The sequence below is a fragment of the Methylococcus capsulatus str. Texas = ATCC 19069 genome (assembly GCF_000424685.1).
GTDB lineage: Bacteria > Pseudomonadota > Gammaproteobacteria > Methylococcales > Methylococcaceae > Methylococcus > Methylococcus capsulatus.
The window spans coordinates 31,723-49,459 of the sequence record NZ_AUKJ01000008.1; the positions used below are offsets into that span (position 1 = coordinate 31,723).

Genomic DNA, 17,737 nt, shown 5'->3' on the forward strand with positions numbered 1-17,737 from the left:
CTCGAGCCGGTTCCTGGGCGAAACTTCTTCAGGATTTGCCGGAGCCGATCTTGATCGGGACCACGGCCGCCGCGGGCGCCTGGCGCCGGTTGCGGATGTCCGCCGCCGGATTGGCGCGGCGGTTGGGGCGGGTCGCCGCCCCGCCGCCGTCGGCACGGGCGAAGCGGGGGGACAGCCCCAGCCCGTATTGCACCACGATCAGGATCAGCAGCGAGAGCGGCCAGAACACCAGCCAGAAACCGTAAGTGGATTTCACGTACTCGAGCATGCGCATGAGCAGCACGTGTTCCCGCGTCTGTTTCAGGTACGCCTCGTATTCCCGGCTGTCGTATGCCGCGAGAAACTTGAGAAACTGGAAGAATTCCCCGCTGCGGTGGTTGCCGTAGGCCGATCCGAGATAGGCGCGCAGCGCCTTCAGCGGTTGTTGCAGATGCTCGGGATTGGCGCGGTAACGCGCGGCGAGATAGTCCACCACGTCCTCGACGTTCTCCGCTTCCTGCGGCAGGGTCATGTGCGGTACCACATAACGCAGCAGACTGGGGCGGCCATGGGTCGACTCGTAGATATGGTTGAGGTAATGCAGCAGGATGCCGACGGATTCCTGTGATTCCATGGCCAGAAGCACCTTCAGCGCCTCGGTTTTGACATAGGGCTCCTCGGGAGTCTCCCCCAATATTTCGATGAGGCTTTGCACCGCGGCTTTCTCCTCCTCGCTTTTCCAGGCCGGCGCGGCCTGTCCCATGACGGAGTGCACCGTGGCGCCGTCATTGAAGATCAGGTCGAGGACGTAGAGGGCTTTTTGACGGTCGCCGACGGTTGCCAGCGCATAGAGGGCGAAGACCCGGGCGAAGGTATCGGCATTGGTCCGGTAATTCACCAGCATCCGGACGATCTCGGTGAATTTGCGGTCGTTCGCGCTCTGCATGTCGATGATCTTGAAATTGCCTACCGCGATCGCCGCCAGCCGTCTGACTTCCGGATGGGAGTCCTGCATGAGTTCGAAGATCAGCGGCAGGGTATAAGGGTCCTTGCGCTCGGCGAGATACCAGGCCAGGTTGCCGCGCACGGCAGGATTCTCGTCGATGACCATGGCGTCGACGGCATCGGGCAACCCCTCCTCGAAAGCCTGGACGATCTTGGCGTAATCCGCCGCGGCGAGACCCATGACCGGCTGGCCGGCCGCAGGGACCCGGTTTTCGAGGCCGATGCGGATGAGGCTGTGCCGCAGGTAGTCCTGCTCGTAGGCGGCTCCCGAGAGTTTTCCCAGCGGCGGATATTTTTCCCGGTTCAGGAAGTCCTTGACCGCGATGGGTTCGACCGGGCCGTAGAGGGGGCGTACGCGCTGTCCGAACGTCTGTTCCAGAAACCGGTCGAGCCGGGCCTGCGAGTAACGAATCTCGGAAATGGTTTTCTTGCGGTAGTCGAGCAGGGGCTGCAGCCCCGGCTGGCCGATCCGTGCGAACCCCCTGAGAATGGCATTGCGCTTCTGCAGGTAGAGGCTGAGGAACTCGTGATTCAGGCGTTTCTGGCGGGGATATTCGCTGTCCAGCGCCTCGTAGAGATTGATCAGCGGCTTGACCAGTCTGACATCGCTGGAAAAGCGGTCCACCATGAAATCGATCAGTTCGACCTTGTGAGTCTCATCGACTTCTCTGTCTTCCAGCAGTTGGAGCATCACGTGGAACAGTTCCTCGGCCTGTTTCGAGCGGAAGGCCTGTTCGTCACGGTCGGTCAGCCGCCACGTCTCCAGGATCGTGTGGTAGCGCGCCTCGGAAATCGCCCCGTCGTGCAGGAGGTTCTCGACATTGTCGCGGTGGACGGCATGGCGGCGCATGCCAGTGCTGTTCACGGCGATCTGGTTCAGGCTGGCGAGCATCTCCGAAAGGTCGCGCTCCTGCTTCTCCCGCAGTGCGATCAACACGTCGCGGACGTGGGAGTCGTGCGCCATCAGCGGTTCGACGTCGCTCCAGCTCAGGCTGACGCGGACGTTGTCCGCGGGCCGGGGTGGTGTCCCGGCAGGGGTGGGGGCGGTCGGCACGGAAGTGCCGGCGGCGCTGCCGAGGGGCAGGCCGGCGATCCATTCCTCCCGGAGATCGGCATCGGAGAGCGGTTTGGGCTGGTTGGCCGAAAGCGCGGCGAAGGGGCGGTCACCGTAGGGCACTTGGGTCATGGTGTACAGATAGCCGCCGAGGAACAGATGGGCGACGGTCAGGCTTCCGTAACCGATCTTGCCCCAGAATCCCGCGGCCAGCGTTTCCAGCGTCAGGAACGCCAGGCCGAACGTGAAACAGAGCACGACCAGGTAGGGGTTGAGTTCGGACCCCAGCGCCTGCGCCACCAGCCCCAGACCGGCCAGCAGCAGCAGTACGGCCCGGTAAAGCCGGACGATGGTGTTGCCACGGCTTTGCATGAGGCGGTAAAGGAAAAGGTTGAGCGAGATCGCGACGAGAAAACCGGCGACGGCGGTCAGTAGCATGGCGAGTCACCTCCAGTCTGTGTAGCGGTGTGTCAGGCCGCTGCTTCCAAATGGCTCGGTGAGCCGAGGTGATAATGGTGAAGCAGGTAATGCCGCTGCTCCGGATTCAGGCTGCCCAAGAGGACGGCCATCCTCAGGTCGGCGGTTTTGTTGCGGATGACCAGGCACGGTTCGCCGTCGATGCGGTCCAGGGTGCCGACGAATTCGCCCGCTGCGGCATCGCCCGTTTCGCTGATCAGGCGGCCGCGGTCGCTGCCCCGCCCCGGTTTCAGGATCACCTCTTGTACCCGTCCCTGCGGCTGCTCCAGCATGGCGTGGCGGTTCAGATGAAGGGCGAGGTGGTGTTCGGAAAACACCAGGACGGCGAAGGAGTCGTCGGGGGCCTGCTCTTCCGTGCGCAACGCGTCGAAAGTCGATCTCGGAACCATGGTCCGGGTATGGATGTCCAGCGGGGAGACCGGATGCTTGGTGGACTGGATCTGTGCCTGGTTGGCGGTATCGGCCTCGCCGGCGAGGTTGGTCAGATCCAGCCCGTTGCGCAGGAACACTTCGTACACCAGGCTTGCGCCGGGAATCCAGCGGATCACGTCCCACAGCGCCCGGTTGACGATTTCCTTGCGCCGGAAACCGATCACGAATTCGGTGATGAGACCGTCGCAAAGGTCGATCAGCCGGCGGTTCACCAGGCGGAACACTTCCGGGGACAGTTTGCCGTCATATTTCGCCCGCAGGCCCGCCAGGCTGTCGGACAGTACGGTCTGGTAGGGGCGCGATGCGCTGACATAGCAGGAGCCCTGGCGCACCTTGTCCCGCGATTGCGGCTGCCCGCCGTTGAAACGGATGCCGCCGAGCTGGGCGTAGACCATGTTCTCCTCGGCGGCGTTGTTGGCTTCCTCGATGCCCATGCGTTCGTCGGGCAGGCGGTGAATGGTCACCACTCCCCGATGGGCCCGGATGCCATAGCGGTGCAAGGCGTCACGCACCGTGTCGGCCCAGTAGAAGAACGGAGTCAGGAACGCCGGCATGTTGGAGAACAGGGTGGCGTTGTAACGCTCGACGATGCGGGCGATGTACTTGCGGTCGATATAGACTTCCGCTCGCGCGCCGATCCGCTCGAACACCGGCCGCCCCTGCCAACGGCGGACGCCGAGATGGATCAGCCAGAGCGCGGTGAGGAACAGCGCCGCGTCCAGCACGTGGGCCGCCAAGCCGACGCCGGCCAGGAAATCGAACGGGGAGAACAGCAGGCCGAACACCGGCACCCCGAACACCGTGGCGATCACGATGTAGGCCGCGAAAATGGCATAGGAGCGTACGAACTCCACCTGGTTTTCCGCCCGCGCCGCGGCTTCGCGGTTCAACGCCTCCGTATCCGGCGAGTCGATGCGTTCACCGGCCGCGTTGCAGCCGACCCGGTTGGGAATGTCGACGCCGTAGACCGCAGCCTGGAATTCCCGGAAAGCCTTGATGTCGGACATCTGCAGGTCGCTGCGCAGTTCGAAGTCGCCGCTTTGTCCGGTCAGGACTTCCCGGCTCAGCGTGCTATAGGCTTCGATGGCCTTCCGGGCCAGGTGGATGAGAATTTCGGTGAGCACCGCCTGAGTCGCCACCACCACGATGGTCGCCGCTTCGGCCCGACGCCGGCCGCTGGTGCCATCGGGGGAGAGGTGGCTGAGGTTGACGAAGGTGTTGGGCAGAATCGGATCATCGGGCTGATAGCCCTGGCCCAGGGCTTCGGTCATGGAGTTCAGGAACGATTGGGAAAGGACGAAGCAGCGCTCCGCGCCGACCAGGTCGCGCGCCTTACGCACCACGGCCAGTGTGGACTGGGTCTGGGCGGAATTGCTCACGCCCAGGAACACGGTCGAGGGACCGTAGCAGCCGATGCCTTCCCGCTGGGTGCGCTTCATCTCTTTCAGGACGTTGCCGGAATTTTCCGCCCGGATGCGGAGGCCCGGCAGGACGGAGTGCAGGGCGATCGCGAATTCGTTGAGCAGGTCCTGGTTGAAGTCCACCCCGTAGAGCACGAGGTCGTGCATTCGCGGGTCCCGGTTCGGATTCAGCAGATTCTGGAACAGCAGTTCGCCGAAGTGGTTCATCGTGGCGTGGTTCTCGCCGCCGGGTTCGAACGAGTCGAGCACCCGCTTCAGCACGAAAGGGATCTCCCGCAGGTCTTTTTCCACGGCATTCCCCGGCGCCGGCAGCTGATGATTACGGCTGATCTTGGCGTTGTCGTTGACGGCGAACCAGTTGGACCGGACGCCCGCCGCCCGCTGTTCCGCTCCCGGCGGCAATGCCTTGGGCGAGGGCCGGGGCGCTTGCAGGAAATCGTCGCCCACCTTGGCGCGGTCATAGATGCGGATGAATTCCGAAGGACTCGCCGCACGATACTCGATGGTGGCGTACTGGCCGTCTTCCAGGTAGATCTGCAGCGCGTCGTCGTCCGGCTCCCCCTGGTGCAGGGCCGAGGTGACGCCCAAGGGTTCCGCGCTGCCGAAGATTTCCCCACGGGTGCGGTTGTGGCCGAGGGAGAAGGCCTGGGTCAGGGAAAACACGCCCATGCGGGGCTCCAGGGTGGAACAGACCATCAGCGCGAATTCCCCGACCAGGTCGCGCGAAGCGGTGCGCATCACCCAGGTCAGGTCGTGATGGCAGAAGGCTTCCTCGAAGGTGGCGAGAAAGCCGGGGAGGACGTCCGCTTCCAGGGCGGTTCCGACTTCCCGGGTCAGTACTTCGCGCAACCGTTGCCTGGACTCGGCGGAGAGGTCCGCCAGGGATCGTGCCGGGGCCGCCAGGGCGCGCTGGCCCAGTTCCTTGCGTAGATTCAACAACGCCAGATCGGTGGCTTCGGCCCAGCGGAGGAGCAGATCGAGGTTGAAGTTCCCGCCGGCGATGTCACGGTTGTAATCCAATGCGGCGGTGAAATAGGCGTAACGCAGCGCTTTGTAGCTCAGTCCTTGGGTATAGATGAAATCCACCCATTCGGCGACGCTGCGGGAATCCGAGTCGCCCTTGGAACTGGTCCTGGGCATCATGCTCAGGAATACCCCACGGGCTTCTTGCTGAGTGAAGAAATGCCGGCGTTTCTCGCCGTCCACGGTGAACTCGAGGTAGACGCCGTCCATGTCGCCATTGTGGGCGATCATGTTGAACACTTCGCCGGGCTGGGATACCAGGGTCTGGCCTTCCACCCGGTGGTGCATCATCGCGTCGTAGTATTCGTACCAGTGCGGCTGGGCATTGTGCCAATGCGTCGCTCCGCCGGTGGCGTAACGCAGATGGAGCAGGATGGCTTCGAAGTCCGGGGGGCGCCTGTAGCCTTCTCGGCCGGCTTTCTCGAGCAGGCCGTCCAGGCGCCCGGACAGCACTTCCACGATGTCGTCCCGCTTGCCTTTGACGACTTTGTCGAAGATGACCGACTGGGCGCCGCCTTTGTCCACCAGTACCGAGAATCCCGCCGATTGGCCGCCGCGGGTCGATGCCTCACGCGCCAGTATCCGCGCCATTTCCCGAAGACGGTCAGAAATCAGCAGGGGATCGTTCTCTTCCCCTTGCAGGTTGCAACGGACCGCGAACGCCGGGCCACAGGCCCAGTAAGGCGTAGAACCGCGGACCACGGCCAGGACATCCGGTACCGAAAGCATTGCAAGGATCGAGCTGACGCAGAAACAGGTCCAGCCGAGCACTGCCACGATCCCGTCAAAGCTTTCCAGGCACCGGGAGGCGGCGGCGAGCGCCAACAGATTGGCGACGGTGCCGGCCGCCGCGACCACCCGGCAGCGCCAGCCCTCGCACGAGGATGCCGGAATGCGGGGAGAATGCGAGGACAACTGGGGAATCGGGCCGAATGGCAGAAGGCTCCTGCCGAGGTGTCGGAACGGGATTCCTTCCAGAATCGTGGTGGCGGAGAAAGCGGACGGATCGCGGGTAACCGCGAACAACGCGAGCGCATGGCCCAGGCCGTGTATCACCAGGGCCAGGGCGTTGGTGAACCGCAACGGGGCCAGCATGAGTTCCAAAAGAACTCGCGGCTTCGCGCGCGAAGCCGGAACGATGCTTCCTGTCATGGCATCAATCCTCGGGTAGGGTGCAAGGGTCTCCGGCATCCTTTCGCCAAGGCGAGGGCCGGGACTCCAGGCTGCGTCGGCATGCCGGATCGCAGTGGATCGATCCGGCCGGCTCGAAGCGCCGATTGTTTTTTTGTAAGTGTCGATTCAATACGAGCAGGCTTACGTTAGAGCATGGCGCGAGGTGCGTCAATATGTCGCGCACATAAAAAGTGCAATGCACCAATATGGTGCGACATATTGATTATTTGTGGTGCGATCGGCCTTTCTTCAGAAGGCTGGGCCGGGCGCGGAGGGGCGGATGGGCCGTCCGGGGAAATGGCAGCAGGATCAGGGTCGATCGGAAAAGGAGCCAGGACAGGCGGGCTGAGCGTTCGCTTTGCCGGTTCCCGAACCACCGCCCGCGAGCGCGGCCTTGAGCACCCTGGCCAAGTGCAGGCCCTCCCGCCCCGCGCCGTCGCGGATCTGGTGGCGACAACTGACGCCGTTGGCGATGAGCAAAGTGTTTTTGTCCGTTTCGCGTATCCGTGGCAGTAAGGCGAGTTCGGCCATTTGCATGGACACTTCGTAATGTTCGGCTTCCAGTCCGAAGGCGCCGGCCATGCCGCAGCAGCTCGATTCGACGAGTTCCGCCTGCAGCTCCGGTACCAGGCTGAGCACTTTGCGCATCGACTTCATCGCGCCGAAGGCTTTCTGGTGGCAGTGCCCATGGACCAGTGCCCGCGCCTGCGGCAAGGGGCGGAGCGGAAGTTCGAGCCGCTTGGCGTCGTGTTCGCGGGCCAGGAATTCCTCCAGCAGCAGGGCGGATTTCGCGACGGCGGCCACGGCCTCGCCCAGTCCCAGCGCGTAGTATTCGTCGCGCAGCATCAAGAGGCAGGACGGTTCCAGACCGAGGACGGGCAGTCCGCGCTCGGCATAGGGTCGCAAGGCCTCGACCATGCGTCCGGCCTCCGTCCGCGCCTGCTCGATCAGGCCATGGGAGAGGAAGGTGCGTCCGCAGCACAACGGTCGTTCTCCGGTGAGCGGGCGGGCGACATGGACCCGGTAGCCGGCGGCGGTAAGCACGTCGAGCGCCGCCTGCGCGGTTTCCGGTTCGAAATGGTTGGAGAAGGTGTCGACCAGCAGGACGACCTCGCGTCCGTCGGCGTTGCCGACCGGTTCGGTCGGGGCGGTGGCGAGGAACGCCATCGGTGCGCTCAGGGGCAGCGAGCGTTTGGCGGCGATGCCGATCCAGCGCTCGCCCAGCCTGGCCAGGAGCGGCATCCGTGCGCGGAGCCTCACCAGCCAGTTCAGCCGGGCCAGCTTCCCCGCCCAGTGCGGAATGTGCGCCAGCAGGCGTTCCCGCAGCGGCACGCCGCCGAGCTGTTTCCAGCGCTGCGCCAGCGCTTCGATGCGCAGCAGGGCCATGTCAACCCCGTTGGGGCATTCCCGTTTGCAGCCCTTGCAGCCCACGCACAGGTCCATGGCGGCATCCAGCTCCGGTCCGACGAAGGGCTGGGGGCCATATTCGCCGTTCAGTGCCGCCTTCAGCGTTTGGGCCCGGTGGTGAGTGGAGTGCGCCGCATCTCGTGTGACCCGGAAGCTCGGGCACATCACGCCCTTTTCGGTGCGCTGGCACTGCCGGTTGCCGATGCAGACCGCCGCCGCCTTGCCATAGGCGCCGCCTTCGGAAGGCACGGCCGCATAGGCATCGCCCGCGCCATAGCTGTCGTAGGCCGACCAGTCGAGTTGTGTCTCCATGCTTCAGAACCTTGCAAATGAATCCGTCCAAGCAGGACTGATGCCATGCCGGTGGCTGTGTTCAAGTCATTGTTATTATTCTGAGCGTGGGGGGGTGAGGCGCTCGTCGGGTGTGCGAAGTGCGACAAAGCCGCCGATCGGCGGATCCGTCCGACGTTATCATCCGGTGAGATGGGACGAGACCGCGAAAAAACCCGCCACGCCTCGCGGGTTCTGGGACGTCATGAGACGGTGTGACAAGGGTAAATGGCGGAGAGGGAGGGATTCGAACCCTCGTGCCGGGTTTCCCCGACCATCCGATTTCGAGTCGGCGCCGTTATGACCGCTTCGGTACCTCTCCCGTACAGACAATGATATCATAATTGATTCGTTGCAGACATACGAACGGTGCGTGACATGAATTCGAAGTTCATGGCGGACGGCGTTCTGAAAGTCGGGCAAGCCAGGCTTTTGTTTCGCAAGTTCAGTCGCCGTACCCGTCGGCGCTGCCTCGGTGCAGGGGCCGCGGTGCTTCTGGTGTCCCAGCTTTACGGCTGCGGTGATCCGCTTCCGGAGCAGCGCAAGCTGTCCCACTTCGACAGGATCAAGGCGGCCGGGGAATTGCGGGTGCTGGTCCGCGACAAGCGTTTTGCCTCGTCCCGCCCCGCTTCGGGGACGGCGGGATTCGAGCGCGACCTGCTTCATAGATTCGCCAGTCACCTCGGCGTCAGGCTCCGGTTCATCCCAGCCAATGCGCGCCCGGTGACGGAGCGGCTGCTTCGCGGGGAGGCCGATTTCGCGGCGATGCCTTCCCGTTCCGTTGCCGGAGAGGTCTTGCCCACTGGCGGGCCTCCGCCATTCGCCGGGGTGACGCCCGTGGGAGGCTGGGTCGGCGCGCTTGCTGGCGGTCTCAAGGGGATGGCTCGAAACAGTGCGCAAAAATTCAATCCGCGGATGGCGTTTGCGGAATACTCGCCACGCCGTGTACACACACTGAAGTGGGCCTTCCCCGAAAACGCCGGCGTTCGCGGCCCGCGTGCGCTGGCATGGATGTTCGCTGAGCCGGAGGGGGACCATCTGGCGATGATGGCCGAGCATTTCCTGCGCGATATGTGCGAGCGGAAAGGTCTCGACCCGTTGCTCGACCGCCATTTCGGTCACAACGAGGGTGCGGACCCTGCTCTGGATCGGAATCTGCGTGAATCTTACGGCCGCCAGTTGGGCAAATACCGCAGGACCTTCGTCGAGGCGGCGGCGCGCCATGGTCTGGACTGGCGGCTGCTGGCCGCGGTGGCTTTCCAGGAATCACGATGGGACGGTCATGCGGTGTCGGCCGAAGGCGTGCGCGGCATGATGATGCTGACCGGCGCGACGGCCCGCGAACTGGGGGTCGATCGCAACAACCCAGGGCAGAGCATCCATGGCGGGGCCCGCTATCTGAAGGCGGTGTGGTCGCGCCTGCCGGAAGAGATCGCCGAACCCGACCGGACCTGGTTTGCTCTTTCCGCCTACAACCTGGGCCCGGGCCGGGTCGAGACTGCACGCCGGCTCGCGAAGAAGCTGGGGCGCGATCCCAACAAATGGGCCGAGGTCAAGAAGACCCTGCCGTTGGTCGGAGCTGGACGCTCCGGCGGCCGTTTCCGCCACCCTTCGGCCCGGGGGAAGCTGACGGTCCAATACGTCAACCGGGTGCGACATTACTACGATCTGCTGGTGCGCCTCAGCGAGAAGAAACGCTCCGGCCCGTCCGGGCGGGGCTAGCGGCGGTTCCGGAAGAAGTCGCGGAGGAGCTGGCTGCATTCCTCGGCCAGCACGCCTTCCAACAGCTCGACGCGGTGGTTCATAAACTCGGCCTCGTTCAGGCGGAGCGCGCTTATCGCCGCGCCGCGCCTGGGATCGGCGGCGCCGAACACCAGCCTGCCGACGCGGGCATGCAGGATCGCACCCATGCACATGGCGCAGGGTTCGAGCGTGACGTACAGCGTTGTATCCACCAGCCGATAGTTGCCCAGGCGCGCGCCGGCCGCGCGCAAGGCGACGATTTCGGCATGCGCGGTGGGGTCGTGGGTGGAAATGGGTTGGTTATGGCCTTCGCCCAAGATTTCGCCATTCTTGACCAGCACGGCCCCGATCGGGACTTCGCCTGCCGTTTCGGCGGTGCGGGCCAGCATCAGGGCATGGCGCATCCATGCTTCGTCCGAGCCGGGTTCGCTCACTCCCATTCGATCGTCGCCGGCGGTTTCCCCGAGATGTCATAGGTGACCCGGGAGATGCCGGGAATTTCGTTGATGATGCGGCGCGAGACCAGGTCGAGGAAGTCGTAAGGGAGGTGGGCCCAGCGGGCGGTCATGAAATCGATGGTTTCCACGGCGCGCAGTGCGACCACGTAGTCGTAGCGGCGGCCGTCGCCCATGACGCCGACCGATTTCACGGGCAGGAACACGGCGAAGGCCTGGCTGACCTTGTCGTACAGGTCGTGGCGGTAGAGCTCTTCGATGAAGATGGCGTCGGCGCGGCGCAGCAGGTCGGCGTATTCCTTCCGGACCTCGCCGAGGATGCGCACGCCGAGACCGGGGCCGGGGAAGGGATGGCGGTACACCATCTCATAGGGCAGGCCCAGTTCGAGGCCGATCTGGCGCACCTCGTCTTTGAACAGTTCGCGCAGCGGCTCGACCAGTTGCAGCTTCATGGTCTCCGGCAGGCCGCCCACGTTGTGGTGGGATTTGATGACATGCGCCTTGCCGGTCTTGGAGCCCGCGGATTCGATCACGTCCGGGTAGATGGTGCCCTGGGCCAGCCAACGGGCGTCTTCGATCTTCGCGGCTTCTTCGTCGAAGATCTCCACGAACAGCCGGCCGATGATCTTGCGCTTGTCTTCGGGGTCGGCGATACCCTGCAACGCCTGCAGGAAACGTTCTTCGGCATTGACCCGGATCACCCGCACGCCCATGTGTTCGGCGAAAGTGGCCATGACCTGGTCGCCTTCGTTGAGCCGCAGCAGGCCGGTGTCGACGAACACGCAGGTCAGTTGTTCGCCGATGGCGTGCTGGAGCAGGGCGGCGACCACGGACGAGTCCACGCCGCCGGAGAGGCCGAGCACCACCCGTTCGGCGCCGATCCGATTCCGTACCCTGGTGATGGCGTCTTCGACGATGTTGCCCGTGGTCCAGCGGGCCTCGCACTGGCACAGCTTGCGCACGAAGCGTTCCAGGATGCGCTTGCCCTGGCGGGTATGGGTCACCTCGGGGTGGAACTGCAGGGCGTAGAACCGGCGTTCCTCGTCTGCCATGCCGGCGATGGGCGCGCTTTCGGTGCTGGCGATCAGCTTGAAGCCGGGCGGCAGGCCGACGACCTGGTCGCCGTGGCTCATCCACACGTCGAGCAGTCCATGACCTTCGGGAGTGGTGTGGTCCTCGATCCCATTCAAAAGCTGTGAGTGGCCACGGGCGCGGACCTGGGCATAGCCGAATTCGCGGTGTTCGACGGCTTCCACCTTGCCGCCGAGCTGGGCCGCCATGGTCTGCATGCCGTAGCAGATGCCGAGCACCGGCACGCCGAGGGTGAACACCGAAGCCGGGGCGCGGGGCGTGCCAGTGCCGGTGACGCTTTCGGGGCCGCCGGACAGGATGATGCCCTGCGGGGCGAATTCGGTTATGAAATCGTCGCCACAGTCGTAGGGATGGATTTCGCTGTACACTCCGAGTTCCCTCACCCGCCGCGCGATGAGCTGGGTGTACTGGGAGCCGAAATCCAGGATCAGGATTTTTTGGGCGTGGATGTCGGTCATCGGGGGGTGTGGTGGACGGGTTCAGTCGAGGCGGTAGTTCGGCGCTTCCTTGGTGATCGTCACATCGTGCACATGGCTTTCGCGCATGCCGGCGGTGGTGACCCGGACGAAGCGCGCATGTTCGCGCATTTCCTCGATGGTGCGGCAGCCGGTGTAGCCCATGGAGGCGCGGACGCCGCCCACGAGCTGGTGCAGGATGGCGACGAGGCTGCCCTTGTGTGGGACCCGGCCTTCGATGCCTTCCGGCACCAGTTTCTCGGCCTCGGTGCTGTCCTGGAAATAGCGGTCGCTGGAGCCTTGCTGCTGGGCCATGGCGCCCATCGAGCCCATGCCGCGATAGGCCTTGTAGGAACGGCCCTGGTACAGTTCGACTTCGCCGGGCGATTCTTCGGTACCGGCGAACAGCCCCCCGATCATCACGCAATGGGCGCCGGCGGCGATCGCCTTGGCGACGTCGCCCGAATAACGGATGCCGCCGTCGGCGATGACGGGGATGCCGGTGCCGGCCAGTGCTTGGGCGACGTTGGAGACGGCGGTGATCTGCGGTACGCCGACGCCGGCGATGATGCGGGTGGTGCAGATCGAGCCAGGGCCGATGCCGACTTTGACCGCATCGGCGCCGGCTTCGGCCAGTGCCCGGGCGGCGGCGCCGGTGGCGATGTTGCCGCCGATCACCTGGACCTGCGGGAAGTGGGTCTTGACCCAGCGGACCCGGTCCAGCACGCCCTGCGAGTGGCCGTGGGCGGTGTCGACCACGATCACGTCGACGCCTGCTTCGACCAGTGCCTCGACCCGTTCCTCGGTGCCGGCGCCGGTGCCGACGGCCGCGCCCACCCGCAGGCGTTCGAATTCGTCCTTGCAGGCCTGCGGGTAGTCCTTGGATTTCTGGATGTCCTTCACGGTGATCATGCCGCGGAGCTGGAAGGCCTCGTTGACGATCAGGACTTTCTCGATGCGGTGCTGATGCAGCAGGCGGATGGCTTCTTCCTTGCTGGAGCCCTCCTGCACCGTGACCAGCCGTTCCTTCGGCGTCATCGCCCGGGTGACGGGTTCTTCGTAGCGCGTCTCGAAACGCAGGTCGCGGCTGGTGACGATGCCGACCAGTTCGCCGCCGTCCACCACAGGAACGCCGGAGATGTTGCGGGCCCGGGTCAGCTCCATGACTTCGCGGATGGTCGCGGTCGGCGGCACGGTGATCGGTTCCTTGATCACGCCGCTTTCGTATTTCTTGACGCTCCTGACTTCCGCCGCCTGGCGTTCGGTGGTCATGTTCTTATGGATGATGCCGATGCCGCCTTCTTGGGCGATGGTGATCGCGAGCCTGGCTTCGGTCACTGTGTCCATGGCGGCCGAGAGCAGCGGGATGTTCAGGGGAATGGCCCGGGTGAGCCGGGTGGTCAGGGAAACGTCGCGGGGGAGTACGTTCGAATATGCAGGAACCAGCAGGACGTCATCGAAAGTCAGCGCTTCTTGTTCGATACGCATGGTATGCTCCCGGCAGGTAAAAATTTATCATTATAACTTTTTTCTGGGTCGTGTGAACCGTCTGATGCCTGCCGCCCTGCCGAGCCCGACCCCGCGTGGAGCCGGCGGCGGTTCAGATGTCCGTCTGGGCGCAAATCCCGGCGAACGCAGGGAAATCCCTCGCCAGGGCGTCCGAGAGCTCGCTGCCATTCTTGGGGGCGGGGAGCTTCAGGAACAAGTCGAGCATGGCGGCCATGGCGATCGCGTCCAGAAAAGCGGCCTTGATGGTCCAGGCCAACAGGAACGCAAACACATAGGGCCAGATGCCGGGATCGAGCGGAAGACCCGCGAGAATGCCCTGGATCGCTGCCAGCAGGACCGGGAAGGCCGCGAAACAGCCCAGCCAGCCGAAGCCGGACAGGTACAGCCGGTTACGCAGGATCGTGGGGAGATGCGCGGCCAGGAGGAGCAGGCCGTCCCGCGCGGAGCGGGCGAAACTGTTGGCCGGCTGCGCGAAGTGATAGCCGAGCAGGGTCAGTGTCTCGGTGGTGACAAGCAGTCCTTTTGCCTGGAGCAGCCAGCGTTGCGGCAGCGTTTGCGGCGCTGGTTCCTTCCAGCCGGGAAGCGCGGAGGCTACCGACCGTATCGCCGCGATCAACGGGCTCAGCGCCGGCGGAGGAGGGAGACGTTCCGCTACCCGGCGGCGGGCGTAGTCGATCTGTGCTTTGCCTTTGGGGACCGGTTCCCTGAGTGCCTCGGCGCCGAGCAGCGCGGCGTTGCGGGCCTGAACGCCGGTCAGGAAGCCGTTGCGGAACTTGTACAGGATCCAGCCGACGACGCCCATGCCGATCCAGGCACCCGTGCCGGCGAACGCGGTCGGGTTGGAGCTCAGCGAGCCGATGCCGATGGTGGTGCCGGCACCGATGATCGCGCCGAAGATGTAGGCCAGCCCGACGCCGAGATAGATGAGCCAGCGATGGAGCACGAAGGCCATGCTCTTTTCTAGGGTGCGGGTGGCCGAAAGCAGATTGAAATCCCACATGACGGAAGACCTCTTCTTTATCATTTGGCTCGAAATCCGGAGGCTGGGAGCTCAGCGCCCTTTTTTCAGTTTGCGGCCCGCCGGCTTTCGGGCTCGCAGGGGCAGGACGGCGTGCCGGGTCCGGAACGGCCTGGTGCCGTGGTGCGTCACGGTCTCGGCGGTGCCCGGCTTCTGCGGCTGCCAGGCCGGGATCAGATGGTGCTTGCCATTGCCGATCAGGTCGGTCCTGCCCATCCGCTTCAGCGCTTCCCGCAGGAGCGGCCAATTCTCCGGATCGTGGTAGCGCAGAAAGGCTTTGTGCAGCCGGCGTTGCGTGAGCTTGCGGGGTGTTTCGACGGTTTCGCTGGTGCGCGAGACGCGATGCAGCGGGTTCTTGCGGCTGTGGTACATGGCCGTGGCCACCGCCATGGGTGAGGGTAGGAAGGCCTGCACCTGGTCGGCGCGAAAGCCGTTTTTCTTGAGCCACAGGGCCAGGTTCAACATGTCCTCGTCGGTGGTGCCGGGATGGGCTGCGATGAAATAGGGGATCAGGTACTGCTCCTTTCCTGCTTCGCGTGAATATTGGTCGAACATCGCCTTGAAGCGGTCGTAGGTGCCTATCCCCGGCTTCATCATCTTGGAAAGCGGCCCCGGTTCGGTATGCTCGGGTGCGATCTTGAGGTAGCCGCCGACATGGTGGGTCACCAGTTCCTTGACGTATTCCGGCGACCTCACCGCCAGGTCGTAGCGCAGCCCCGAGCCGATCAGGATCTTTTTGATGCCAGGGAGTTGGCGGGCGCGGCGGTACAGGCGGATCAATGGGCCGTGGTCGGTGCCGAGATTCTTGCAGATGCCGGGGTAGACGCAGGAGGGCCGGCGGCAGCTCGCTTCTATTGCGCGGCTTTTGCAAGCCAGCCGGTACATGTTGGCTGTCGGCCCCCCCAGATCAGAGATCACTCCGGTGAAGGCCGGTGAGGTGTCGCGGATGACTTCGATCTCGCGGAGGATGGATTCTTCCGAGCGGCTCTGGATGATCCGTCCTTCGTGTTCGGTGATCGAGCAGAAGGTGCAGCCGCCGAAACAGCCGCGCATGATCGTCACCGAATGCTGGATCATCTCGAAGGCCGGAATGCGGGCGTCGCCGTAGCTGCGATGGGGCAGGCGGCTGTAGGGTAGGCCGTAGACCCGGTCCATTTCCCGGGTGGTCAGCGGCAGCGCCGGCGGGTTGAGCCAGACATCGATGGCCCCATGACGCTGGACCAGGGCCCGGGCATTGTGCGGATTGGTCTCCTGGTGCAACACCCGCGAGGCATGCGCGTACAGTACCGGGTCGTCGTGCACCGCCTCGAAAGCCGGCAGGCGGATCACCGTATTGCTCCGGCCGCGGGCGGGGGGAGTGAAGTGGACGAGCGCACGGGGTTCCGGCGCCGGCGGGGCACAGCCGGCGGGGGATTCCCGATAGGGGTCGGGAACGGCGCTGATGGCACCGAGCCGGTCGATTTGGGTGGAATCGATTTCGCGCCAGCCGGCAGCGGGCGTCCGGCGGAGGTAGGCCGTGCCACGGATGTCCGTGAGGGCGGAGACCGGTTCCCCCCCGGCGAGGCGGTGAGCGATCTCGACTACCTGGCGTTCTCCATTGCCGTAGACCAGCAGATCCGCCTTGGCGTCGACCAGTACGGAACGCCGGACCTTGTCCGACCAGTAGTCATAATGGGCCGTGCGGCGCAGGCTGGCTTCGATCCCGCCCAGCACGATCGGTACGTCTTTGTAGGCTTCGCGGCAGCGCTGGGCGTAGACCAGCACGCAGCGGTCCGGGCGGCGGTCGGCGGCGCCGTCGGGGGTGTAGGCGTCGTTGGAGCGGATGCGGCGGTCCGAGGTGTAGCGGTTCACCATGGAATCCATATTGCCGCCGGTCACGCCGAAGAACAGATTGGGGCGGCCGAATTCCTTGAACGGCTCGGCCGAATGCCAGTCCGGCTGGGCCAGGATGGCGACCCGGAAGCCTTGGGCTTCCAACAGGCGGCCGATCAGCGCCATGCCGAAGCTGGGATGATCGACATAAGCGTCGCCGGTGACCAGGACGATATCGCAGGCGTCCCAGCCGAGCTGCTCCATGTCGGCGCGGGACAGCGGCAATTGCGGGGCGATGCCGAAACGGCTGGCCCAGAATTTTCGATAGGAGAAGATGTCCCGTGCTTGCTGCATGATGCCGAGGACCTGAATGGGGTGACTAGTCTAGCGGATCGGGCGAGGCTGCCGCCAGACCGAACGTACGTCGCCGCATCAGTCCCGCGGCGGGACCGATTTGCCATCGTGGCCGGCTTGTTTCAGATGGGCACGGGATTCCCTGAAAACGCCGAATCCCCAGATTCCCCAGGAGGCGGTCTTCAGCATGATGAGCGGTATGGCCACGGTTTGCAGCCCCCAGACGGCTACCGCCATGGCGCTGGCGCCGGAGATGCCCCAAGCCACCAAGCCCCAGCGCCCGCCGATCGCGGTTTTCCCCCATCGCAGGGCGGCTCGTTTTTTTTCTTGTTTTTCCATCCCCGTGCGGTTATCGGGCGGCATCGACAGGCGTCGTCTCGTGTTTGCGTGGAGCCTTGCCGGTGAGCGCCGCAGGGCGTCGAAACGCGATCGTAACAATGAGTCAGTAGTTATGCAAACGAGGATGGGTGGATGTCCTATCCCGCCCGAGGGCGGCGGCGGTGAAACTGGAACGAAAAGAGCCACCGCCCGAGCCGGGGGCGCGGACGGTGGCTCCCTGGTTTTTCGGCATCGTCGCCTCCCTCGGGAGGCGGCTGCCCTTGGGGACCTACGCCGGCATCAGCGGATGTCCGGGCACAGGTCGCGTTCGAACAGGTGCGAGAAGCTGTAGAAGGTCTGGGTCAGGGTGCCCATGACGGCCAGTGCCAGCCAGCCGAAGATCACGAAGCCGTAGTGCAGCGGCGCCACGAACAGCTCCTCCATGAACCAGAAGGTGTGGCCCCATTCGTTCAGACCCACGTTCGGCAGAATCATGAACGGACCCACCACCAGCACCAGGTACGGCAGCGAGATGCCCTTCGCGAAGAACGGCAGACGCGTCTTGGCGTAGATGAACGCCGCAAAACCGGTGATGATGTAGATCGGGTAGCTCAGATAGAACTCGATGATGTGCGACGGCGTGAAGTCGGTGTCGCGCACGATCGTCTGATGCCAGGTGC

11 protein-coding genes and 1 tRNA gene are annotated in these 17,737 nt (G+C 64.6%); 1 reads left to right on the forward strand and 11 read right to left on the reverse strand.

What is annotated here, in order from left to right; translation table 11 throughout:
• Positions 1–28 precede the first annotated feature (28 nt).
• From H156_RS0101945 to H156_RS0101960, 4 genes are all read right to left on the reverse strand, one after another.
• On the reverse strand, positions 29–2,476 hold the full coding sequence (locus H156_RS0101945; RefSeq protein WP_017364693.1) for a HEAT repeat domain-containing protein: 2,448 nt from the start codon (positions 2,474–2,476) through the stop codon (positions 29–31).
• Positions 2,477–2,508: 32 nt separating this feature from the next.
• Positions 2,509–6,543 carry a class II glutamine amidotransferase domain-containing protein gene (locus H156_RS0101950; RefSeq protein WP_017364692.1) on the reverse strand — a complete coding sequence of 1,345 codons (4,035 nt, stop codon included), beginning with the start codon at positions 6,541–6,543 and terminating at the stop codon, positions 2,509–2,511.
• Between the two features lie 330 nt (positions 6,544–6,873).
• Positions 6,874–8,283: a (Fe-S)-binding protein gene (locus tag H156_RS0101955; RefSeq protein WP_017364691.1), complete on the reverse strand. Its 1,410-nt coding sequence runs from the start codon at positions 8,281–8,283 to the stop codon at positions 6,874–6,876.
• 247 nt (positions 8,284–8,530) lie between these two features.
• Positions 8,531–8,623, reverse strand: a tRNA-Ser gene (locus H156_RS0101960).
• Positions 8,624–8,679: 56 nt separating this feature from the next.
• On the opposite strand from H156_RS0101960, the gene H156_RS0101965 reads away from it, so the two are divergent.
• A complete protein-coding gene (locus H156_RS0101965; RefSeq protein WP_017364690.1) occupies positions 8,680–10,023 on the forward strand; it encodes an MltF family protein in 1,344 nt (447 codons plus the stop codon).
• Here H156_RS0101965 and tadA read toward each other — a convergent pair.
• The 7 genes from tadA to H156_RS15655 all read right to left on the reverse strand — a co-directional run.
• Positions 10,020–10,484, reverse strand: coding sequence for a tRNA adenosine(34) deaminase TadA (gene tadA, locus H156_RS0101970; RefSeq protein ID WP_017364689.1), 465 nt, complete (start codon positions 10,482–10,484; stop codon positions 10,020–10,022). The two genes, H156_RS0101965 and tadA, sit on opposite strands and share 4 nt — an antisense overlap.
• Complete coding sequence (gene guaA / locus H156_RS0101975; RefSeq protein ID WP_017364688.1) at positions 10,475–12,049, reverse strand: glutamine-hydrolyzing GMP synthase; 1,575 nt, start codon at positions 12,047–12,049, stop codon at positions 10,475–10,477. Before guaA ends, tadA begins: the two co-directional genes overlap by 10 nt.
• Before the next feature lie 21 nt (positions 12,050–12,070).
• Positions 12,071–13,534, reverse strand: a complete 1,464-nt coding sequence (guaB, locus tag H156_RS0101980) for an IMP dehydrogenase (RefSeq protein ID WP_017364687.1) — start codon at positions 13,532–13,534, stop codon at positions 12,071–12,073.
• Positions 13,535–13,646: 112 nt separating this feature from the next.
• On the reverse strand, positions 13,647–14,579 hold the full coding sequence (locus H156_RS0101985; RefSeq protein ID WP_238536819.1) for a hypothetical protein: 933 nt from the start codon (positions 14,577–14,579) through the stop codon (positions 13,647–13,649).
• A 27-nt stretch (positions 14,580–14,606) separates the two neighbouring features.
• Entirely contained in the window at positions 14,607–16,739 is a 2,133-nt protein-coding gene (locus H156_RS0101990; RefSeq protein WP_010959657.1) for a YgiQ family radical SAM protein, read from the reverse strand.
• Positions 16,740–16,817: 78 nt separating this feature from the next.
• The gene (locus H156_RS0101995) at positions 16,818–17,078 is read right to left on the reverse strand and encodes a hypothetical protein (RefSeq protein ID WP_017364685.1); all 261 of its coding nucleotides are present in this window, start codon (positions 17,076–17,078) and stop codon (positions 16,818–16,820) included.
• 279 nt (positions 17,079–17,357) lie between these two features.
• The coding region (locus tag H156_RS15655) for a methane monooxygenase/ammonia monooxygenase subunit C (RefSeq protein ID WP_036245890.1) at positions 17,358–17,737 on the reverse strand (380 nt) is incomplete at its 5' end.

Coding starts and splice junctions, on each gene's coding strand:
- guaB (WP_017364687.1), bottom strand. CDS start 13,534: ATGCGTATCGAACAAGAAGCGCTGACTTTCGATGACGTCCTGCTGGTT.
- H156_RS0101965 (WP_017364690.1), top strand. CDS start 8,680: ATGAATTCGAAGTTCATGGCGGACGGCGTTCTGAAAGTCGGGCAAGCC.
- H156_RS0101995 (WP_017364685.1), bottom strand. CDS start 17,078: ATGGAAAAACAAGAAAAAAAACGAGCCGCCCTGCGATGGGGGAAAACC.
- tadA (WP_017364689.1), bottom strand. CDS start 10,484: ATGGGAGTGAGCGAACCCGGCTCGGACGAAGCATGGATGCGCCATGCC.
- guaA (WP_017364688.1), bottom strand. CDS start 12,049: ATGACCGACATCCACGCCCAAAAAATCCTGATCCTGGATTTCGGCTCC.
- H156_RS0101955 (WP_017364691.1), bottom strand. CDS start 8,283: ATGGAGACACAACTCGACTGGTCGGCCTACGACAGCTATGGCGCGGGC.
- H156_RS0101950 (WP_017364692.1), bottom strand. CDS start 6,543: ATGACAGGAAGCATCGTTCCGGCTTCGCGCGCGAAGCCGCGAGTTCTT.
- H156_RS0101985 (WP_238536819.1), bottom strand. CDS start 14,579: ATGATAAAGAAGAGGTCTTCCGTCATGTGGGATTTCAATCTGCTTTCG.
- H156_RS0101945 (WP_017364693.1), bottom strand. CDS start 2,476: ATGCTACTGACCGCCGTCGCCGGTTTTCTCGTCGCGATCTCGCTCAAC.
- H156_RS0101990 (WP_010959657.1), bottom strand. CDS start 16,739: ATGCAGCAAGCACGGGACATCTTCTCCTATCGAAAATTCTGGGCCAGC.